General features: G+C 39.6%; 20 protein-coding genes and 1 pseudogene. 6 read left to right on the top strand and 15 right to left on the bottom strand.

Annotated elements, in window-relative coordinates; all coding sequences use genetic code 11:
- Positions 1 to 44: 44 nt before the first annotated feature.
- On the top strand, positions 45 to 317 hold the full coding sequence (locus tag MKX55_RS10400; protein WP_339184698.1) for a hypothetical protein: 273 nt from the start codon (positions 45 to 47) through the stop codon (positions 315 to 317).
- A gap of 53 nt (positions 318 to 370) precedes the next feature.
- Here MKX55_RS10400 and MKX55_RS10395 read toward each other — a convergent pair whose 3' ends face one another.
- Positions 371 to 1,042, bottom strand: a complete 672-nt coding sequence (locus tag MKX55_RS10395; RefSeq protein WP_339237991.1) for an endonuclease — start codon at positions 1,040 to 1,042, stop codon at positions 371 to 373.
- A 144-nt stretch (positions 1,043 to 1,186) separates the two neighbouring features.
- Here MKX55_RS10395 and MKX55_RS10390 point away from each other — a divergent pair, with 144 nt between their 5' ends.
- On the top strand, positions 1,187 to 2,224 hold the full coding sequence (locus tag MKX55_RS10390) for a C45 family peptidase (protein ID WP_339237990.1): 1,038 nt from the start codon (positions 1,187 to 1,189) through the stop codon (positions 2,222 to 2,224).
- Positions 2,225 to 2,360: 136 nt separating this feature from the next.
- Positions 2,361 to 3,191: a pyridoxine/pyridoxal/pyridoxamine kinase gene (gene pdxK / locus MKX55_RS10385; RefSeq protein WP_193062019.1), complete on the top strand. Its 831-nt coding sequence runs from the start codon at positions 2,361 to 2,363 to the stop codon at positions 3,189 to 3,191.
- A 60-nt stretch (positions 3,192 to 3,251) separates the two neighbouring features.
- Here the strand turns inward: pdxK and MKX55_RS10380 are convergent, their stop codons facing one another.
- The 9 genes and pseudogenes from MKX55_RS10380 to MKX55_RS10340 all read right to left on the bottom strand — a co-directional run bounded on the left by MKX55_RS10380 (position 3,252) and on the right by MKX55_RS10340 (position 11,946).
- Positions 3,252 to 4,646, bottom strand: coding sequence for a DHA2 family efflux MFS transporter permease subunit (locus tag MKX55_RS10380; protein ID WP_339184692.1), 1,395 nt, complete (start codon positions 4,644 to 4,646; stop codon positions 3,252 to 3,254).
- 339 nt (positions 4,647 to 4,985) lie between these two features.
- Positions 4,986 to 5,531, bottom strand: coding sequence for an NADPH-dependent FMN reductase (locus MKX55_RS10375; protein ID WP_339184691.1), 546 nt, complete (start codon positions 5,529 to 5,531; stop codon positions 4,986 to 4,988).
- A 447-nt stretch (positions 5,532 to 5,978) separates the two neighbouring features.
- A pseudogene (locus MKX55_RS10370) lies at positions 5,979 to 6,206 on the bottom strand (CotD family spore coat protein); the annotation flags it as partial.
- 96 nt (positions 6,207 to 6,302) lie between these two features.
- Complete coding sequence (locus MKX55_RS10365) at positions 6,303 to 6,785, bottom strand: GNAT family protein (RefSeq protein WP_339237988.1); 483 nt, start codon at positions 6,783 to 6,785, stop codon at positions 6,303 to 6,305.
- A 224-nt stretch (positions 6,786 to 7,009) separates the two neighbouring features.
- The gene (locus MKX55_RS10360; RefSeq protein ID WP_339237986.1) at positions 7,010 to 8,083 is read right to left on the bottom strand and encodes a MupG family TIM beta-alpha barrel fold protein; all 1,074 of its coding nucleotides are present in this window, start codon (positions 8,081 to 8,083) and stop codon (positions 7,010 to 7,012) included.
- Between the two features lie 50 nt (positions 8,084 to 8,133).
- A complete protein-coding gene (locus MKX55_RS10355; RefSeq protein ID WP_339237984.1) occupies positions 8,134 to 9,507 on the bottom strand; it encodes a PTS transporter subunit EIIC in 1,374 nt (457 codons plus the stop codon).
- A gap of 14 nt (positions 9,508 to 9,521) precedes the next feature.
- Positions 9,522 to 10,412, bottom strand: coding sequence for an N-acetylmuramic acid 6-phosphate etherase (gene murQ, locus MKX55_RS10350; RefSeq protein ID WP_339237982.1), 891 nt, complete (start codon positions 10,410 to 10,412; stop codon positions 9,522 to 9,524).
- A gap of 115 nt (positions 10,413 to 10,527) precedes the next feature.
- On the bottom strand, positions 10,528 to 11,379 hold the full coding sequence (locus MKX55_RS10345; RefSeq protein ID WP_339184678.1) for a MurR/RpiR family transcriptional regulator: 852 nt from the start codon (positions 11,377 to 11,379) through the stop codon (positions 10,528 to 10,530).
- A 69-nt stretch (positions 11,380 to 11,448) separates the two neighbouring features.
- Positions 11,449 to 11,946, bottom strand: a complete 498-nt coding sequence (locus tag MKX55_RS10340; protein ID WP_339237980.1) for a GNAT family N-acetyltransferase — start codon at positions 11,944 to 11,946, stop codon at positions 11,449 to 11,451.
- Positions 11,947 to 12,445: 499 nt separating this feature from the next.
- Between MKX55_RS10340 and MKX55_RS10335 the strand changes: the two genes are divergently transcribed.
- Both MKX55_RS10335 and MKX55_RS10330 read left to right on the top strand, forming a co-directional pair.
- Entirely contained in the window at positions 12,446 to 13,459 is a 1,014-nt protein-coding gene (locus MKX55_RS10335) for a hypothetical protein (protein WP_339237978.1), read from the top strand.
- A 47-nt stretch (positions 13,460 to 13,506) separates the two neighbouring features.
- Positions 13,507 to 13,827 (top strand): DUF5362 family protein, encoded by a 321-nt coding sequence (locus MKX55_RS10330; protein WP_339237976.1) that lies wholly within the window; start codon positions 13,507 to 13,509, stop codon positions 13,825 to 13,827.
- Positions 13,828 to 13,906: 79 nt separating this feature from the next.
- On the opposite strand, the gene MKX55_RS10325 is transcribed toward MKX55_RS10330, so the two are convergent.
- The 3 genes from MKX55_RS10325 to MKX55_RS10315 form a co-directional block, all read right to left on the bottom strand.
- Entirely contained in the window at positions 13,907 to 14,572 is a 666-nt protein-coding gene (locus tag MKX55_RS10325; protein WP_339237974.1) for an SIMPL domain-containing protein, read from the bottom strand.
- A gap of 51 nt (positions 14,573 to 14,623) precedes the next feature.
- Complete coding sequence (locus MKX55_RS10320; RefSeq protein ID WP_339184666.1) at positions 14,624 to 15,193, bottom strand: DUF1273 domain-containing protein; 570 nt, start codon at positions 15,191 to 15,193, stop codon at positions 14,624 to 14,626.
- A gap of 119 nt (positions 15,194 to 15,312) precedes the next feature.
- On the bottom strand, positions 15,313 to 15,642 hold the full coding sequence (locus MKX55_RS10315; protein WP_339184665.1) for a CotD family spore coat protein: 330 nt from the start codon (positions 15,640 to 15,642) through the stop codon (positions 15,313 to 15,315).
- A 336-nt stretch (positions 15,643 to 15,978) separates the two neighbouring features.
- Between MKX55_RS10315 and MKX55_RS10310 the strand changes: the two genes are divergently transcribed.
- Positions 15,979 to 16,179, top strand: a complete 201-nt coding sequence (locus tag MKX55_RS10310) for a cold-shock protein (protein ID WP_040982314.1) — start codon at positions 15,979 to 15,981, stop codon at positions 16,177 to 16,179.
- Between the two features lie 95 nt (positions 16,180 to 16,274).
- Here the strand turns inward: MKX55_RS10310 and MKX55_RS10305 are convergent, their stop codons facing one another.
- Both MKX55_RS10305 and MKX55_RS10300 read right to left on the bottom strand, forming a co-directional pair.
- Positions 16,275 to 16,751, bottom strand: coding sequence for an SRPBCC domain-containing protein (locus MKX55_RS10305; RefSeq protein WP_339237972.1), 477 nt, complete (start codon positions 16,749 to 16,751; stop codon positions 16,275 to 16,277).
- A 144-nt stretch (positions 16,752 to 16,895) separates the two neighbouring features.
- The gene (locus MKX55_RS10300; protein WP_339184660.1) at positions 16,896 to 17,819 is read right to left on the bottom strand and encodes a manganese-dependent inorganic pyrophosphatase; all 924 of its coding nucleotides are present in this window, start codon (positions 17,817 to 17,819) and stop codon (positions 16,896 to 16,898) included.
- Positions 17,820 to 17,939 lie beyond the last annotated feature (120 nt).

Here is a 17,939-nt window from a genome sequence, read left to right as displayed (position 1 = left end):
TGAATATGAGACAATAATAAAAAGATTTACAGGAGTGTCCTATCATGTCTAATTTTTTCCTTAACACCCCAACAAATTTTAATATGAGCGAGAAAAGCCTTGGTGATAAATTACTTTATTATGGCGGAGTGGTTACTACATTGGGAAGTATTATGTCCCTCGTTGGATCAACGATTTTATACAATGAAGATGTAGAAGAGGAAGAAGAAGCTTTTGAAGAAAATTCACCTGTTACGAGCCGCCAGCTGATAGAAATGCAGCAGCAGCTTGACCTTTTACAGAAAAAAATAGATAAGTTAGAGAATCAAGGGCAGTAGATAATTCATTTCCTGTCCCTGATTCACCTTTTTAAAAGTTTATTCTTCTTAACTTAACGGGTTCTGTTCTCCATTTGTTTTTTCTCTCCCGTCCAGCAAAACGAAAGAAGCGGACAATCTTCACATAACGGCGTCTTCTTACAATATTGTTTTCCATGCTCCACAATTAATGCGTGAAATTCCTGATGCATTTTTAAGTCATGCGGAAAGAAATTCTCCACTTCAATTTTAAGCGCATGATAGGTTTTGGGAAGCTGATAGCCAATTCGATAAAACAACCGCATCGCATAGTTATCCGCAATAAAACCGGCTTTATCAAAAGCATACAGCATCATCGCATCCGCAGTTTCCTCTCCGATTCCATGGATTGCCAGCAGTTCTTTACGGAGAACAGCTTGATCAACGCTTTGAATCCTCTCTACCTGAAAGTCATATTTTTGAAACCAATGCAGCCAGGCCTTAATTTTCTTCGCTTTCATTCGATAGAAGCCGCTTGGGCGTATTTTTTCAGCAAGCTCTGCTTCTTCCATTTGTATTAAACTCTCAGCAGTTGCTTCTTTCCCCAGATGCGCCAGAGCCAACTCGACATTTTTCCAATTTGTCCGCTGTACCAAAATAGCGCTGATCAGCATTTGAAAATCAGAAGCTGCCGGCCACCACCCTTGAGGGCCATAGTGATGAAATAATTGTCGATATAATTCCGTATAGCTTATCTTTTCTGTCATCTGAATCTCCTCTATTTCCATTAATCGAAATTTCACTCAGCAGGAGTTTTACGAACGATTCTCCGTGATAAAGCTGATTTCTTTTCTAATCACTCTGAACAAGATACACTAGCAATACATTTACGAAAGAAATGGAGAGCAACAATGAAATCTGTTCATACTGATATTATACAATTCCGTGGAAGTCATTATCAATTCGGACTTTTTCAGGCAGAAAAACTAAAAAATTCACCCATAATAAACCATCGGAAAGCACTGCTCAGCAAACGCTGGAGAAACTTCCTTGTTGACGAAGAAGAAGTAAAAGCTGTATTCAAAGCATTTTCTCCGGCTATTTGGGAAGAAATAGAAGGATTAAGTGATGGGTTAGGTATCCCCTGGAATGATGCCATTCGCGAATTTGGCGGTTACTATTATGAGTATGGCCGCAGCGGCTGTTCCATTAATACCAAGCAGGATTACCTGGTGCGAAATTATGATAATGCCCCCCATTCCTATGAAGGCCGTTATGTTTTATACGCCCCCTCTGATTCCGGATATGCCAGCGCCGGTCCTTCCATGCAAATCACTGGGCGTACGGATGGAATCAACGAAAAAGGGCTGACGATGGGCTATAATTTCGTCAACCGTAAAAAATCAGGCGATGGCTTTGTCTGCAATATGATTGGCAGGCTGCTTTTAGAAAACTGTGCCACAGTGGATGAAGCCGTTCAATTACTGCGCGAAATTCCGCACCGGAATACCTTCAACTATGTATTATTAGATACAACTGGAAAATCACTCGTTGTGGAGGTTTCCCCCCGCTCTTTCTTTGTCCGGGAAGATAGCAGCTGTACAAACCATTTTGATGCATTAACAGAAGAGAACCGGTACCGTTCAGATGAATCAATGGAACGGCTGGAGAGAATCCTAACAAAGCAGAGGGATATTCATACACCTTATGAAGCGTTTCGTATGTTAAATGATATCGAACAAGGAATCTTTTCTGAAAAATACGGTGCATGGGCAGGGACACTGCATACAGCACTGTACTTGCCAAAAGAACAAGCTGCTTGGTTTGCGTTGGGAGGTAATCGTCAGCCATTTATTTTCTCTTTTCAAAAATGGCTGCAGGGAGAAAAATTACATGCAACGAAGATAAAGGGACAGATTAATGCAACCGATTCGTTTATTAACGTATAGCGGCATCTTGCCTGTCGCATTTCGATGGCTTTACAATTGAGTTAGAAAGGATTATCCTAGCTACAAAGGAAAAGTAATTTTTAGAGAGTCAGCATCATTTTTTTATGAGTATAACTGACTTTAAGGAGGAAAACCAATGACTATGAAAAAAGCATTAACCCTTGCTGGTTCTGACTCTAGCGGCGGAGCCGGGATTGCTGCAGATTTAAAAACCTTTCAGGAGCATAACGTATATGGCATGACTGCTCTGACTTCCATTGTGACAATGAATCCAGAAGGCTGGGGACATGATGTTACACCAATTGATGCGGAAGTCGTTGAAAAACAATTGAACACGATTCTTTCTGTCGGCGTAGATGCAATGAAATCCGGCATGCTGGGATCTGTAGATATTATCAATTTAGGCGCAAAAAAAATTGATGAATACAATATTGAGAAGTATGTTCTTGACCCTGTCATGGTATGTAAAGGAGAAGATGAAGTGCTTCAGCCGGAAAACACAGACGCGATGCGTGAAGAATTATTGCCTCGTTCTCTGGTTGTAACGCCTAACTTGTTTGAAGCAGCGCAATTAGCTCAAATGGCTCCGATTAAAACCATTGAGCAAATGAAGGAAGCTGCCAAAAAAATTCACGCCTTAGGTGCAAAAAATGTTGTCGTTAAAGGCGGAAAACAGCTGGATCACGATAAGGCTGTCGATTTATTCTATGACGGAACAGACTTTGACTTATTAGAAAGCGAAAAAATAGAAACAAGCTATAACCATGGAGCAGGATGTACTTTCGCTGCGGCAATTACTGCAAACTTAGCTCACGGTGAAAATGTGCACGATGCCGTTAAAGCAGCAAAAACCTTCGTTGCAGCTGCTATTGCTAACGGCTGGAAGCTAAACGAGTATGTTGGCCCTGTGATGCATGGAGCTTACAACAAAACAGACAGCAAAAAAGTAGAAGTATTCAGCGTATAATGAAAAACCTTAGGACATTTTAGTTCAATCCAAACTGTCCTAAGGTTTTTTATATGCTAATTAGTCACGGTCATGAATAAAGAATGTCAGTATCAGCGCAATAATAGAGATAACCCCCGTAACAAGGAAGGAAACATTTACCCCGTGAACCATCCCTTCAATACCTTGTTCAGGAATTGATGCTGTAGACATAATCGTGATTGGCAACGCGGTGCCAATTGCTCCAGAAACCTGTCTTAACGTATTATTTACTGCCGTACCATGAGAAATATATTCTTCCGGCAATGCATTTAATCCTGCTGTTGTGACAGGCATCATTGCCATTGCGACCCCAAGCATTCGTAAGGCATGGATCGTTGCAATAAAGGCAAAGCTTGTTTCTGGCGTCAATGTACTCAGCATAAATGTGGTACCAACAATCAGCACCAAACCGATCATTGCTAAATACCTTGCACCATATCGATCAAAAAGTCTTCCGGTAATTGGATTCATTATTCCTTGGATGATGGCTCCGGCCAGCAATGCCAATCCAGAATGGAAAGCACTGAATCCAAGCATTTGCTGCATATAAAGCGGCAGGATAACAGCTGCTCCAATCATCGTCATAAACGTAACCATACCTAACACCGTCGTAATCGTAAATATTTGATGTTTAAATACACGGAATTCAAGTATTGGCGTTTTCAAATGCATCTGTCTGGTAATAAACCATGCCAGCATAATTCCGCCGATGACTAGGGAACCAATAACCTGATAGCTTAACCAGCCTGCATTTCCGGCAGTGCTGAATCCGTAAAGAATACCGCCAAAACCAAGTGTAGATAACAAAATCGATAACTTATCCAGTTCAGGGAAGGTTCGTTTCGTCACATTTTTAAGTAAAAAGTAAGCGATAATTATGTTTAAAATAGCAATTGGCAGAACCATGAAGAATAATGTTCTCCAAGGGAAATGCTCTACAATATAACCAGACAGCGTCGGCCCGATGGCAGGAGCGAAGGAAATAACTAAACCAAACATTCCCATTGCGCTGCCCCGTTTTTCCTTTGGATAAATCAAAATTAAAATCGTCTGCATCAGCGGCATCATAATTCCGGCTCCAGCTGCCTGCAAGACACGTCCTGTTAAAAGCGATAAAAATTCTGGTGCGATTCCACAAATGAGTGTACCTGCCGTAAACAGGGACATAGCAGTTAAAAATAAGCTGCGTGTCGTAAACGTACCAATTAAAAAAGCAGTTACCGGGATCATAATACCATTTACGAGCATAAATGCTGATTGCAGCCATTGAACCGTATTTGCATCAAGATCCAAATCGGACATAATATGCGGCAATGCGGTTCCTAATAAGGTCTGATTCAAAATAGCTACAAACGCTCCAGATAATAAAACAACTAGAATCGGTACACGGCTTGTACTTTTCATTTCCAGCGATGATCCATGACTCTCATCCATTTCCAACCCTTCTTTCTTGAAACATTATTCTATTTTTTTCTTATAATTGTATCCTTCCCGTTTTTATCTCCTTGTAAAGCTATTTTGCTTAAAACATATTCTTTCCAAGTGCATAAAAACAGACAAAACCGGTGACTGTAAAATCACCGGCATAAAATAAAACTTTATCCAGCAGAGGTTACCCCCAACTGAAATATTAAAAGAACAAAGGCTAAGCTCGCGACGTCACAGGGCGGGGTACGATTACTCGTCCCATCAAAAACGTTGTCACTGGCGCCTTTATGATCTATCTCTAGCAACCGGAACGAATCAGGCGCTGCTGGCTGCACTGCGATAAAATTATTTCTTTAACGTATCACACCACTCGATAAAGTTATGAACAACGGAGTCAAGAAAATCAATGGTTTGTTCATCTGTCAGATTTCCTTGCTCGTCCATCTTGTTCTGAACAGAACCAATTAATACTTCGTTTCCTGGCAGAGTCAATACTCCGACTCCGCGAGAATTTAAAATTTGACGAAGCTGCAGTTGAGCTTTTACTGTACCAAGAACGCCCATAGAAGCGCCTACTACCATTCCAGGTTTATTTACCATAACTAAATCAACACGGGAGAACCAGTCGATTGCATTTTTTAACATACCCGAAATAGACCCATTGTATTCAGGCGTAGCAAATAAAATAGCGTCACTATCTTTAATACGCTGACGAATTTCTTTTACAATCTCCGGCGGGTTTAATTCCTCATCCTGATTATAGAAAGGTAATTTTTCTATCGGTAAAATATCAATTTCTATATTTTCCTGATAACGGTCCTTCATATATTCAACAAGTTGTTTGTTATAAGATTCTGCACGGTTGCTTCCAATCATTGCTGCAATTTTCATTCGTATACCTCCAATATTTCTTCGTTTAAAATGTTATGTTTATCACAAATGCTTGTCGTTTTTTAAACACAATTAATATTATTACCATAATCATTTATCTACCTCAAGATATCTGCTCAAGGAAAAACAACCTTCTAAAACACAAAAAAATACTCTTATTAAGAAGCATTTCTTGGGGGTATCTTCTTCCCGTTGAAAAGCTTTCTTAATAAGAGTTATTTTACGACATCATGATAAGCAGGAGAAGCACATGCTCTCCAGCTAATAATATTTCAATTTTTAGAAGAACCAGTTACGGTTTCTGCCGCATCCGCAGGAACGTTTTCTTTCGCAGCGGTTTTCAGAACGCTTGCCACAATGGTCGGAATGATGGTGATTTCCACCCCCGCCATTGTTTGAACCACCTACTCTGCGGCAATTACTAGAATCATTTACGTCGCTGCCGCAATCATAATTTTCAACAACCGTTTCGTTCACATTGAATTCTCTAACAGGGTAAAAATTTTCATTACGAATTGTTTTTCGATGAATATTTTTAATTTCAGTCGGATGAATGTTTTTTACAGTTTCCACACTATTATGCTTACGAACCTCATGTCTTGTCGGATGAACAATGACATTATCATTCTGGTTCGAATTGCGACAACGGCTACATTGACATTTATCTCGGCTCATTCGGACTCCCTCCTTTCTAATACATAATATATCTTATGAAAGAAGGCGGTTTTGTCCTACGCAAATAACTATTAATCCGATAAATGTACGTTTTGTCTATATGGATGGATTGTTACGCTTCATCGTTATAAATTCTATCCCTTTATATCGAAATTGATGTTCTTTGATAAAGTGATTTTTTTCATATAACTGGATTGCTCGTTTATTAAACGACGCAACGGTAAGTCGAATCGCCTTGCCTCTATGCTCCTGCTCAATAAAATGAAGAATTCTTTTTAAAAATGGATCGCCGTGTCCTTTTCCCGTCAACTGAGGATTCATTCCCAAACCTAAATCAACACAATCTTCTATATAAGCTGCGTTTCTATCTCCGGCAGGAACCTTGGCTGAACGGCCGGTACAAAAGAAACCAATTAACCTGTGAGATGAATCTACCATTGCGTAATAGCCACCGCCAAGCAATTCTACAATCGCGCTAGTCGTTAACACATTATTATAAAAATCATACGGCTTTTCGTATTTCCAGCAAAGTGCCTCCACTGCATACTTTTGTGTCATCCGAACAATATGTATATCCACTAAGCATCCCCACTTTTCCTTTAACCTTCCTTTATTATTTCACATTTTTCATTCAAGGTGAATAAATATCTCATATCATCTTATTATCAAATAAGATAAGATGCACTCCTAATCAGTTATAGAAATAACATGGCTAGGAAAGTGAAAGGCAGCAGCTCTTCCCTCTTTATAAAATGAAAAAAGCTCATCATTAGTTAGTGGATATCCCTGCAGGATTTAGTCCTTTACAGCCATATGATCCGAAATCTCTGATTCCCCTTGATCCATGGAAGCAGCGGTAAATCTTTTTCAACCACCTGCCCGAGCACATTTACCCTTTCATTCGCCGGTAAATCAGCTAAGGTGATTTGAACCTCCCCCTGGTAACGCAAATATTTTTCATTATCTATCGTTACGGAACCTACAGGGCGCTCCGTATTATTTTGAGGCTGGACAACGATTTCTCCAAATTGCGCATAGCTTCTCGATTCAACGGCACGGATACAATCTCTTGCATAATCCGCCCGATTGGTCATTGCAGCTGCTGCTTTACGGATTATTTCAGAGTCTGCCCGTTTATCAGAAATGGCCCAGATCAGCATTTCATCCTTCTGGATATAGGCCTGAAATTGTTCCAGGGAATCCTCCCCTATTTCAACATCACCAACAACAATTTTATCGACTTCACCCAATTTTTCTAATTCCAAATATGCAGCAAATGGGGAATACACCCGATGCTGTTCCAAGGTTGGTAATTTTTCGTATAGCGGACCTCGTAATTGCGTATCTCCCGGGATAAAAGCCATCACGGTCAAACCAGCTTCTTTTAATGTCTTATTTTTTTGAATAAAATCAACGAATCCTAATCCAGTTTCTGGACGCGGATAATAATTATGCCATGCTTCCACTGCTTCCATATGGAGACCATTTGCTTTCAAATGATTTAACGATGCCACGTCAATCGTACTGGCATTTAATGCAATTCGCATTTTATGTGATAAATCAATGATTGTCTGGTCATCAATACCATAGTCAATCCTTAGACCGGACAGTCCCCAATCTAATAATCGATCTGCATTGTCCCAGTTAAATCCCAATGCTTGTAACGAATTCGGCGAGATATCCGCCATCAGCTCCATGCCTAATTCACTCGCCGCTTTTCCAAGCGCCTGAAGCTGCTCTTTGTACATCGTCTGATCGTCCTCAGGAATATGCAAAGAGGTGAAAATAGAACGAAAGCCACTTTCCTTCATTTTTCGAATATAGGGAATCTGCTGTTCTATTGGTGTATTCCCTAAATAAATAGAAATTCCTAACATAAATAACCCTCCATTTAAAGAAACAGGAGGCAGCAGCCTCCTGTTTCATGTTAAATTCCGTCTGCCATACTATCCTTAAAGCCAAACGCATACGTAAATAAGAAACCAAATACATATGAAATAACAAGCCCTAGAAAATAGCTTATATACTGACCATTTGTTATTAATGGTATCAACGATAAGCCTGAAACGCCAATTCCTGCAGCTGCTGTATTCATCACTGCCTGGAATGCTCCGCCAATAGATGCTCCTAAACAGGCGGTTAAAAATGGTCTGCCCAGCGGCAGGGTAACCCCGTACATTAACGGCTCCCCAATGCCTAAGAAGCCGACTGGAGCAGCTCCTTTAATAATATTTTTCAAACGTGTATTTTTTGTTTTTACGAAAATCGCAATCGCTGCGCCAACCTGCCCGGCGCCGCCCATCGCTAAAATGGTCAGCAGCGCAGTCTCATTAAATGCATTAATCAACTCTAAGTGAATCGGTGTCAAACCGTGATGCAGGCCAACCGTAACCAATGGCAGGAAGAAGCCTGCCAGAACAGCTCCTGCAAGAACACCGCCTGTATCAATCAAGGCAATCAGGCCTTTAGTGATTCCATCGGATAACAAGCCTGCTGCCGGCATAATAGCAAATAGGGACACAAATCCGACAACCAATACGGTAATTAAAGGAGTTAAAATAATATCAACTGCATTCCACATCACTTTACGCACATTTTTCTCAACAACCGTCATTAGCCAGGCGGCAAAGATAACACCGAACAAACCGCCCCTTCCAGGAGTTAATTCCTCTCCAAAAATCGCAATATTTTCAAGCTGCGGGCTAAATAAAATCATTCCTGCTATAGCGCCTAATACCGGAGTTCCTCCAAATTCTTTTGAAGTGTTCCAGCCTACTAAGATTCCTAAGGAAGCAAAGATAACACCGCCAAACAAGAGCAGTATCTGCATCCAGTTTTGCTCTGGATCCACCCCTGCGTTGACTGCAAAGTTCGCTCCGCCATTAATAACTCCTGACGCTACAAGGCCGGGAATTAAAGGAATAAAAATATTTCCAAGCTTACGTAAAAAGTTTTTAAAGGGTGTCCGGTTCTTTGCTTTTATATTTTCCTTATCCAGTGCTGCTTTTTCTTCAAACGTTAAATCATCCGCATTTGCGTCTTCCCCAATGCCAAATCCAGTCAGCTGGCTCATTTCTGCAGCAACCTTATTGACAGTACCAGGTCCGATTACGATTTGCAGTGTTTCATCTTCAACAACGCCCATTACGCCGTCAATCTGTTTTAACCCTGCCAAATCAGCTTTCGAATCATCTTTTAGAGATAAGCGCAGCCGTGTCATACAGTGAGCAATCCGCTGGAGATTCCCTTTACCGCCTGCATGTTCTAAAATTTCCGTGGCCATTCTCTGTTCTTTCTTCATGGTAGACCCTCCCTTTATTTTATCAGCGCATGTCGAACAAACCCATCCGAATTCTTCAATCTATTCACCGCATCTTCATAGGAGCATTCCAGCAGTATCATCACAATTGCAACTTTCACTTGATGATGTGATTTTTCAAAATAGGAGGCAGCTGTATCATAGTCAGCTCCAGTGATTTCCATTATGTTTCGTTTAGATCTTTCCAATAATTTTTCATTCGTCGGCTTTAAATCCACCATAAAGTTTTGGTAAACCTTACCGATTCCCACCATTGCTGCGGTCGAAATCATATTTAAAACCATTTTCTGAGCAGTACCGGCCTTTAATCTTGTAGAACCAGTCAGCACCTCAGCGTCTGTTTTCAGTTCAATCGCTACAGAAGCGTACTGGCTCATGACAGCATCTTTATTACAAGATATGCTGACTGTATTTGCTTTTTTTGAATCAGCATATTGCAAAGCGCCGATAACATACGGTGTACGCCCACTCGCAGCAATCCCTATGACGGTATCGTTTTCTGAGAGCTGAATGTTTTTAAGATCAGCAGCTCCGAGCTCCGGATTATCCTCTGCACCTTCCGCGGCTTCATAAAGCGCTTTCATACCGCCCGCAATAATTCCCTGAACCATCTCTGACGACGTACCGAATGTAGGAACACATTCTACTGCATCTAAAACACCTAACCTGCCGCTAGTACCAGCTCCGACATAAATCAGTCTTCCATTTTTCTTAAACGATTCTATCGCGTATTTCGCAGCTTTCTCAATTTGCGGAAGCTGCTCCTTGATAGCTGTTAAAACCTGTTCATCCGCTTTATTCATCGTCTCTAAAATTTCCATTGTCGACATCTCATCTAAATGCATCGAATGCTGATTTCGCATTTCTGTTGTTAACTTATCGAGCATATCATCACTCTCCTCTATTCACTTCTAACTCTATTTTAAAGGTCTTTGAAATTAAAAGTCAATAAGTTTTATATATTTTATGAAATTAAATTTCATTTTATAATAAAAAAAGAAGCTATCTTCTTAATTTCACAACATAATCTCTAGCTTCTTGATATTCATCCAGCACGTTTTCACCGATAATATTAAAAATACTGATATATAAGCTGTCTATCATCGTCAGCTGTGTCATTCTTGAAGTAATGCTTCCAATCCGAAAATCCTGCTCTACATTCGGTGTCGCTAATCGAATGTCTGCTTCTTTATATAATGGAGACTTATTCATATTTGTTATCGCAATAACCTTAGCTCCCTTTTCCTGAGCCAATCGCGCTAAATCTAAAACATCCTTCGTTTTTCCAGACATACTGATAGCTACAAATACATCCTGACTATTAAAATGTGGCACCTTTGACAGCATATAGTGAAAATCTGCATTAAACTCCACTTCATATCCGAGTTTCGTAAATTTATATACCGCATCGAGCGCAGCAATCGATGAACCGCCTACACCATAAAATATAATCTTACGAGCATTTTTTAGCACGTTTACTGCATCATCCAGCTCTTTTTTTTCTAAAGATTCCATCGTCAGCTCGATCGCATTTTTATTCACATGAACGACCTTTTGAAACAATTCATAGGGAGAATCTTTTTTCTGTAAAATAGAAAAGTCAGTGATATAATCATCTGTTACCGCTAACTCCTGTGCCAGGGAAATTTTAAAGGTTTTAAAACTTCCGATTCCAATTGTCTTCGCAAAACGAATAACACTTGCCTCACTCACGTCCGCCTTATTCGCTAATTCTTTCGTCGTCATATTGGGAATGAGCTCTGCATGATGTAAAATATACTTCGAAATCTTTTTCTCAGTTTTAGAAAATTGATGGAGCCGTTCGTTGATTCTAGTTAGTAGTGTTGTCGCCATGTCAACTTCTCCTATTCCAATTCGGTTATGTTCCTTAGTATAGCAAAAAATAAAAGCGTGTTCTAATGATTAATTAGAGGAATGATTTACTTCTAATTCCATTGTACAGGTATGTAGCGTGTGCCCGCTGAGGTCTTCGGTGAATTCAGAAATAATCTTGAAACCTCTTGCTTTATAAAACGTCATCCCTTTTGCATTATCCTTTTCTACATTTAACTGCATAAACGCAGGTTTTAAATCCTCTATCCCATATTCTAATAACGCTGTTCCCATTCCGTTCCCTTGTGTATCCGGATACAAGTAAATAGCATAAAGCGTACTGATTCCTTCTTCTGATACCCGGCTAAAATTCGCAAACCCTTCTATTCGTTTATCCGACTCCACAACATATAGACTGGAAAGCTCGATACGCTGAATCATCGTTTGATTACTATATGATTTATTTAAAAATGCATCCTGAATGCTTCTGGGTATAATGCCTTCATATGTATCATGCCAGCTTTGGTAAACAATACGCTGAATAGCACCAATATCTGTCTCTTCTGCCAATCTTACATGGTAATTCATACAGCTCTCTCCCTTTGAATAAAATGATGTTTTTATTATAAAGCGAAACTTCATTTAATGATAGTGCTGCTCTTCCATTTTAAAACAAAATTATGGTAACATGTTTCATTATCCGCTAATAATCAGAGGTGTATCAAAAAATAAGGAGGGATAAGCATCGAAACACTGAACAAAAAATACCTGACACGCATCCAGATTTGGGGAATAATTGTTGGAATTATTCTATTTATCTATGGATTGCTTCTATTCTTCACCGGTTTTTCTTCTGCTCTTGTTGCGCCAATTCCAGGTATTATCTTGATGATATTAGGAAGCTTTTTATTTAAAACGGGAAAGTTTGCGGGAGAACTCAAAAAAGATGCATCAAGAATATATGTATTAGAAAATTTTTTCAAAAATCATCTTTGGTTCCTGCTGCTGACTAGCATATTGGCCAGCTTAATTATTTTGTTTTATCTTATCTTTTTTATTTTTATTACATAGGAGAGAGGGAATTAATATGAAAAAATTATCATTTATCCTGATTCTGACCATTATCCTCTCAGCTTGTGGAACAGACAACCTAGAAGAAAGTTCATTTGACGTGGAAGTAAATTGCAGCTCTACGGAAGCAGGTACAGAAGAAGCGCTGGAGGAAAGAGTTTCTCTTTTTGAAGGTGATACGTATGAACCTTTAAAGGAAAAGCTTAATGAGGATGTATTGGTTTCTAAGGAAAATTTAGAAGAAGAACTCGCAACCGCCGTCTATTCCACCTGTATAAATGAGGAAGAATCGTATAATGACAGCTATGACAAATTATATTTTTCAATGCTGGAATATTTTTATGCTTTCATGATATCGGAAAAAGAGGAATCCCTGACAATAGAGGAAATAAACTATAAAGGACGTTCTTTTAATGATTACGCACTCAATATCGTATTAGATGATGGGCGTCAAGCAAATGTCTTTCGCTTTGATCCTCTTACATATTCCGGTGATGTTTTACAGCGGTTAGACGAAGAAGCCGTTATTGGATCATTGGAAGAATTATATGCTTCTGCCATCAAAGAGGATTTTATCGACAGGGCCTTTTCTGGATTGGAAAATCCGCTGAATGCTGCATTCCACAATATTCCCGACATTCTGGAAGAAAAAGATCTTGAAGAATGGGAGCCAGACCTTGATAAAAACGCAGAAGTATCTGATTTTTGGCATTTATATGCCATTATTATTGATGGAGATATAAAGGAACAAAATCTATTAAGCGAGAAAGAGAACTGGCGGGATATCAAATTATATCCAAGTTGGCGTACGTATCAAATGATAGAAAGGCTCGAGGAAGTTCACGCTATCTCCCCGGACATTCCCTATCCGGAAGGAGCACTCGAGAATGAGGAATGGTTCAAAGCGACGGACTACATGTCAGAGAATATGGAGGAGACCGTTAAAGATAACAAATTGGATGAGGATTTATACGAGATATACCAATATATTCACACAGGGGAAGGATACTTAAGCGATTTGGAGCTTTAGAAAAAATGTTAAATAAAAAACATCACTTTCGGAAAGGAGCATTTTTTTTGGAATACTTGCACCCAAAATACTTCAAATGGATTCATATTTCAAGCAAATTTCTCGGTATTATCATCATTCTGTACGGAATTTTCATCATCATTCAGAATTTCCCGTCCATTATCGGACCTGTTCCCGGACTCGCATCTATTTTGCTGGGTGTTTATTTGTATAAAAGCGGAATGGAAGCAGACCGTCTTTTGAGGTCGGACAGAAAAAGCAAGCAGGCTTTGGAAGAAATGTTAAAATACTATGGCTTATTTTTAATGATCAACGGGCTGCTGTTTATAGCGGCAATCATTTTATACATTATCTTTATTTATATATAGGGAATGCCGCGCTTACAATAAAAAAATACAAATCAAGTACTTTCAACAGGCTTGATTTGTATTTTTTTACGTTTCCTTCTTAAACCTGGTATACTACCTCCAGGCGTGCTTCTATCGATTGATTTCCCGGTTCAATTGGCGTAGACACCATTTTAAAGACCTGCGCAGGTCCAACCCCTGGCGAAGCAGTATGTTCGTTAATCTTTAATGGCACCGGCGTTAAATTAGCGCTCAGCTGCTCTGCTAAGCTTTCTGCCTTCCGCTTTGCATCCGTAAGCGCAAAACTTAACGCCTCCAGATAAAAATTCTCCGGATTATCTACCGAAAACTCAATTGAAACAACTTCATTTACGCCATTTTCGGTGACACGATCAATGATTTCTCCAATTCGATCCATATCATCCGTAACCACAGTGATTTCATTTCGGACCTCGTAGCCCTGCAATATCTGATTGCCATCTTGATAGTTATATATTGGTCTTGCAGAAAAGCTGGTAGTTTGAATCCGCTCTCTCGGAACACCAATTTGCTGCAAGGTATCCAGAGCCTGATTCATTCGTTCTGTATTTTCTCTCTGCGCTTCCTCTAAAGAGCTGTTGACGGTGGAAACAACCAATTGAATACGGGCAATACTCGGTGAAACTATAACTGTGCCCACGCCAGTGACCGTGATGGTCCCCTGCTGATTATTTTGTCGCTCATACATTCTATGCCCATAATTAGGCGGTCCATAAGTATAATACATTGCGAACATCCCTCCCTCATACCATCCTATGTTGTATAAGGGCTGTACCATTCAATAATTATCTGGAGAATCCCAGTAATTGGGATCCTGCATTTGCAGTTCTTCGACAACATCCTCTAAGTCCTGAGGTGTAATCGTAAAAACAGGATACTCCTTGGACGTACGCTTCACAGCATCATAAAAGTAACGAACGCTGCCGGGATATTCTTCATCCACGAGGAGTAAAGCAGCATCACTTTTATCAATCAGCCATAAATCCTTCGCCCGAAATTGGTACGCTCCCTGATATCCCCCTTTATACAGCGGTTTGAAAAAATCGGCTGTCATCATTAATTCTTCATATTTTTCCTTGATCGGATCCGGCCAGCGTTCATCCTGATTTTCAAACGGCGGGAAAACGCCTACTTGTACCTCATAGGTTTCTTTTAAATCCATTATCACATCAGCAGCCCACAGCTCAATGCCCATTTGTCCAGAAATAATAATCCATTCTAATCCTTCCTCTATAAATGTGCGCAGCCTTTTCTCTAAAGCTGCCTTAATAAAAACAATTCTGGGATCATTTTCTTTGAAGATGCCTAATTCCGTCGGCTTATAGCCTGTTACATGTAAAATTTTCACAGTAATATCCTTTCTTCATTACAAGTTTAAGTTACCTCCTATTTTAACGCAGGAATACTTGATTTGAAAGCTTGTCCCTGTTTAACAAAAAGGCAGTCCGCACTGCCCTATTGTTATATTCACCACATTCCGGGTCTCCTCGGCGGACGAGCGCCTGGGTGATTTCTCATATCTCCCATGTGTCCAGGAGGCATTTGTCCTGGGAAAGCAATCGGCGCAGAAGGGAATGGCGGGCGCGGCCCGATTTGCGGTCTGCCCGTAAAAGCATTGTTTCCATACGGGTGCGGATGCTGGCTTTTTATCATATGATGATTTACATACGTTGTATGGACAGGATGAATATGATTAACAACAGATTCGGATGACGTATGGACATATTGATGCTTTGTCGGATGGACAATGGTCTTTTCATTCGGATGCTGCGGATGAAATCGCTCTTTACCTTGCATCGTTTCTTCCTCCTTTTTCTTCTCTCTTTTTACTATATGTGATAAACGTACAAGTCGAGTAAGACAGATACCCAGATTTATTTTGATTTTTAATAATAGCCGGAAACCCCGCTCTTTAAGTGATTTCAGAAAAATAATTGGTTAAAAAATTTGTGAAGAAGCTGGTTTAGAAACTTTTTTCCTAAAAAGGTTGGCTTTTATCATTGTAGATGCTATAATAAAGATACTTATTTAGATTCGGTAGAAATACAGGATGGGATACATCTTTCGTCTTGAAATTTAACTTTGAACTAAATAGTAATAAACAGTGCAACAATTGCACGTGGAGGTAAAAGAATGAACACAGGTTCTGTAAAATGGTTTAACGCTGAAAAAGGCTTCGGTTTCATCGAAGTTGAAGGTGGAGACGATGTATTCGTACATTTCTCTGCAATCCAAGGCGAAGGTTTCAAAACTTTAGAAGAAGGTCAAACAGTTACTTTCGATATCGAAGAAGGAAACCGCGGACCACAAGCTGCTAACGTTGTTAAAAACTAATAAGCAGATAATCGAAAAAAGCTGATCAATGATGATCAGCTTTTTTTTATTTGTCATTTTTCTATAGGGAGGGTTTAAAACAATGGTTACTTTTTTTATTCCGTAAAGACAGCAAGATTCTCCAAGGTGGATTTTAAACCTATATCATGATCCTCCTTTCGTATTCCTTCAGGTACGTTCTCACAAATGACAGTAACTTTTGTGCCTTCTGAAGCGTCTTCAAAAACCCATTTTTGAATCATCTCTCCTGAAAATAACGGGTCTTTGGAATCGAAATTGATGGATTGAACGATGCGCTTGTTTGGAACCAGCTCCAAAAATCTGCCTTGCGTTACGTCCGTATTATCTGAAGTTTTACCAGAATGCCCATTATCCATTTCGTACGTAAGGGTTATCCTATAAGTTCCTCCCTGTCTAGGGTCAAATGCATCCACATGACCTGACATTCCTTTTGGCGGCAGCCATGAAATCAGTGCTTCCCGGTTTATGAATGCTTGATAAATGGTTTGCAGGGATGCCATAATCACTCTTGAAGCAGTGTCTACCCTTCTTTTCATCGGCTCCTCCTTCATCAAAATCCCTCCTCTTTTCAGTTTATCAAATCAAAACGCTTTAAATTTCTTATCAATTGCTCAACACCCTTCTATTAGTAAATCGATATCAACAAAATCCCCTCACCAATCAGGCAAGGGGATTTCACTTTTTTATATACCGTTTTAAAATTGCTCCGTTAAAGCTGTAACAATCTGTTTCTTACGGGAAACAACACCTTTTAATAAAGCACGATCATTTTCATCTAAAGTAGCATGGAATGCTTTTTCAACATTAGCTTTTTCAGGTCCTACTGCCAATACTTCCGAATCATTGTTCAGAATATCTGTTGCAACGAATAAGAACAGGTCCAATCCTTTTTCATTTACAGTTGCCGTGATTTCACTTACTAATTCATCATGAAGCTGATAAATCTCACTGACATCGACTGCATTTACTTGAGCGATTTCTACCTTTGCATCGCCCATAGCAAATTCCTTGGCATCCATGGTAATCAATTCTTTAACCGTTTTATCACTGATATCCGCACCGGCTTTTAACATTTCTAAGCCGTATTCTTCCAAATCTACCCCGGCTTTTTCAGCTAATTCTTGCGCTGCTTTTACATCTTCGTCCGTACACGTCGGTGATTTTAATAATAAAGAATCGGAAACAATAGCGGATAATAATAATCCTGCAATATGTTTATCTAATTCAACTTGTTTTTCTTTGTACATTTTGTTTAAAATAGTTGCTGTACAGCCCACTGGCTCAGCACGGAAATAAAGCGGCTCTTTAGTTTGGAAATTGGATACACGGTGATGATCGATTACTTCATGGATAACCGCGTTTTCAATGTTATCGGCACTTTGCTGGAATTCATTATGGTCCACTAAAATAACATCAGCGCCATCCTCTAATTTCTGAACAAATGCTGGAGCTCCTACTCCAAATTGCTCTAAAGCAAATTGTGTTTCTCCATTTACTTCTCCTAAACGAGCAGGGCTTACTTCTTCCCCTAATTTTGTTTTTAAATCAGCGTAAGCTAATGCGGAACAAATAGTATCCGTATCTGGATTTTTATGTCCGAAAATAAGTGTTTTTGACATTTTTGATTTCCTCCCTCGACAAACTTTCCATATATAGATTATCACATTTAATGTCCAATGCTCCAGCCTTAATCTTATTTCTGTTAAAAAATGCTGGAAATAGTATTGATTCTGCCTCAA

Source organism: Oceanobacillus sp. FSL W7-1281 (assembly GCF_037969835.1).
Lineage (GTDB): Bacteria > Bacillota > Bacilli > Bacillales > Amphibacillaceae > Oceanobacillus > Oceanobacillus oncorhynchi.
This window is presented reverse-complemented; position numbering and strand designations above follow the sequence as displayed.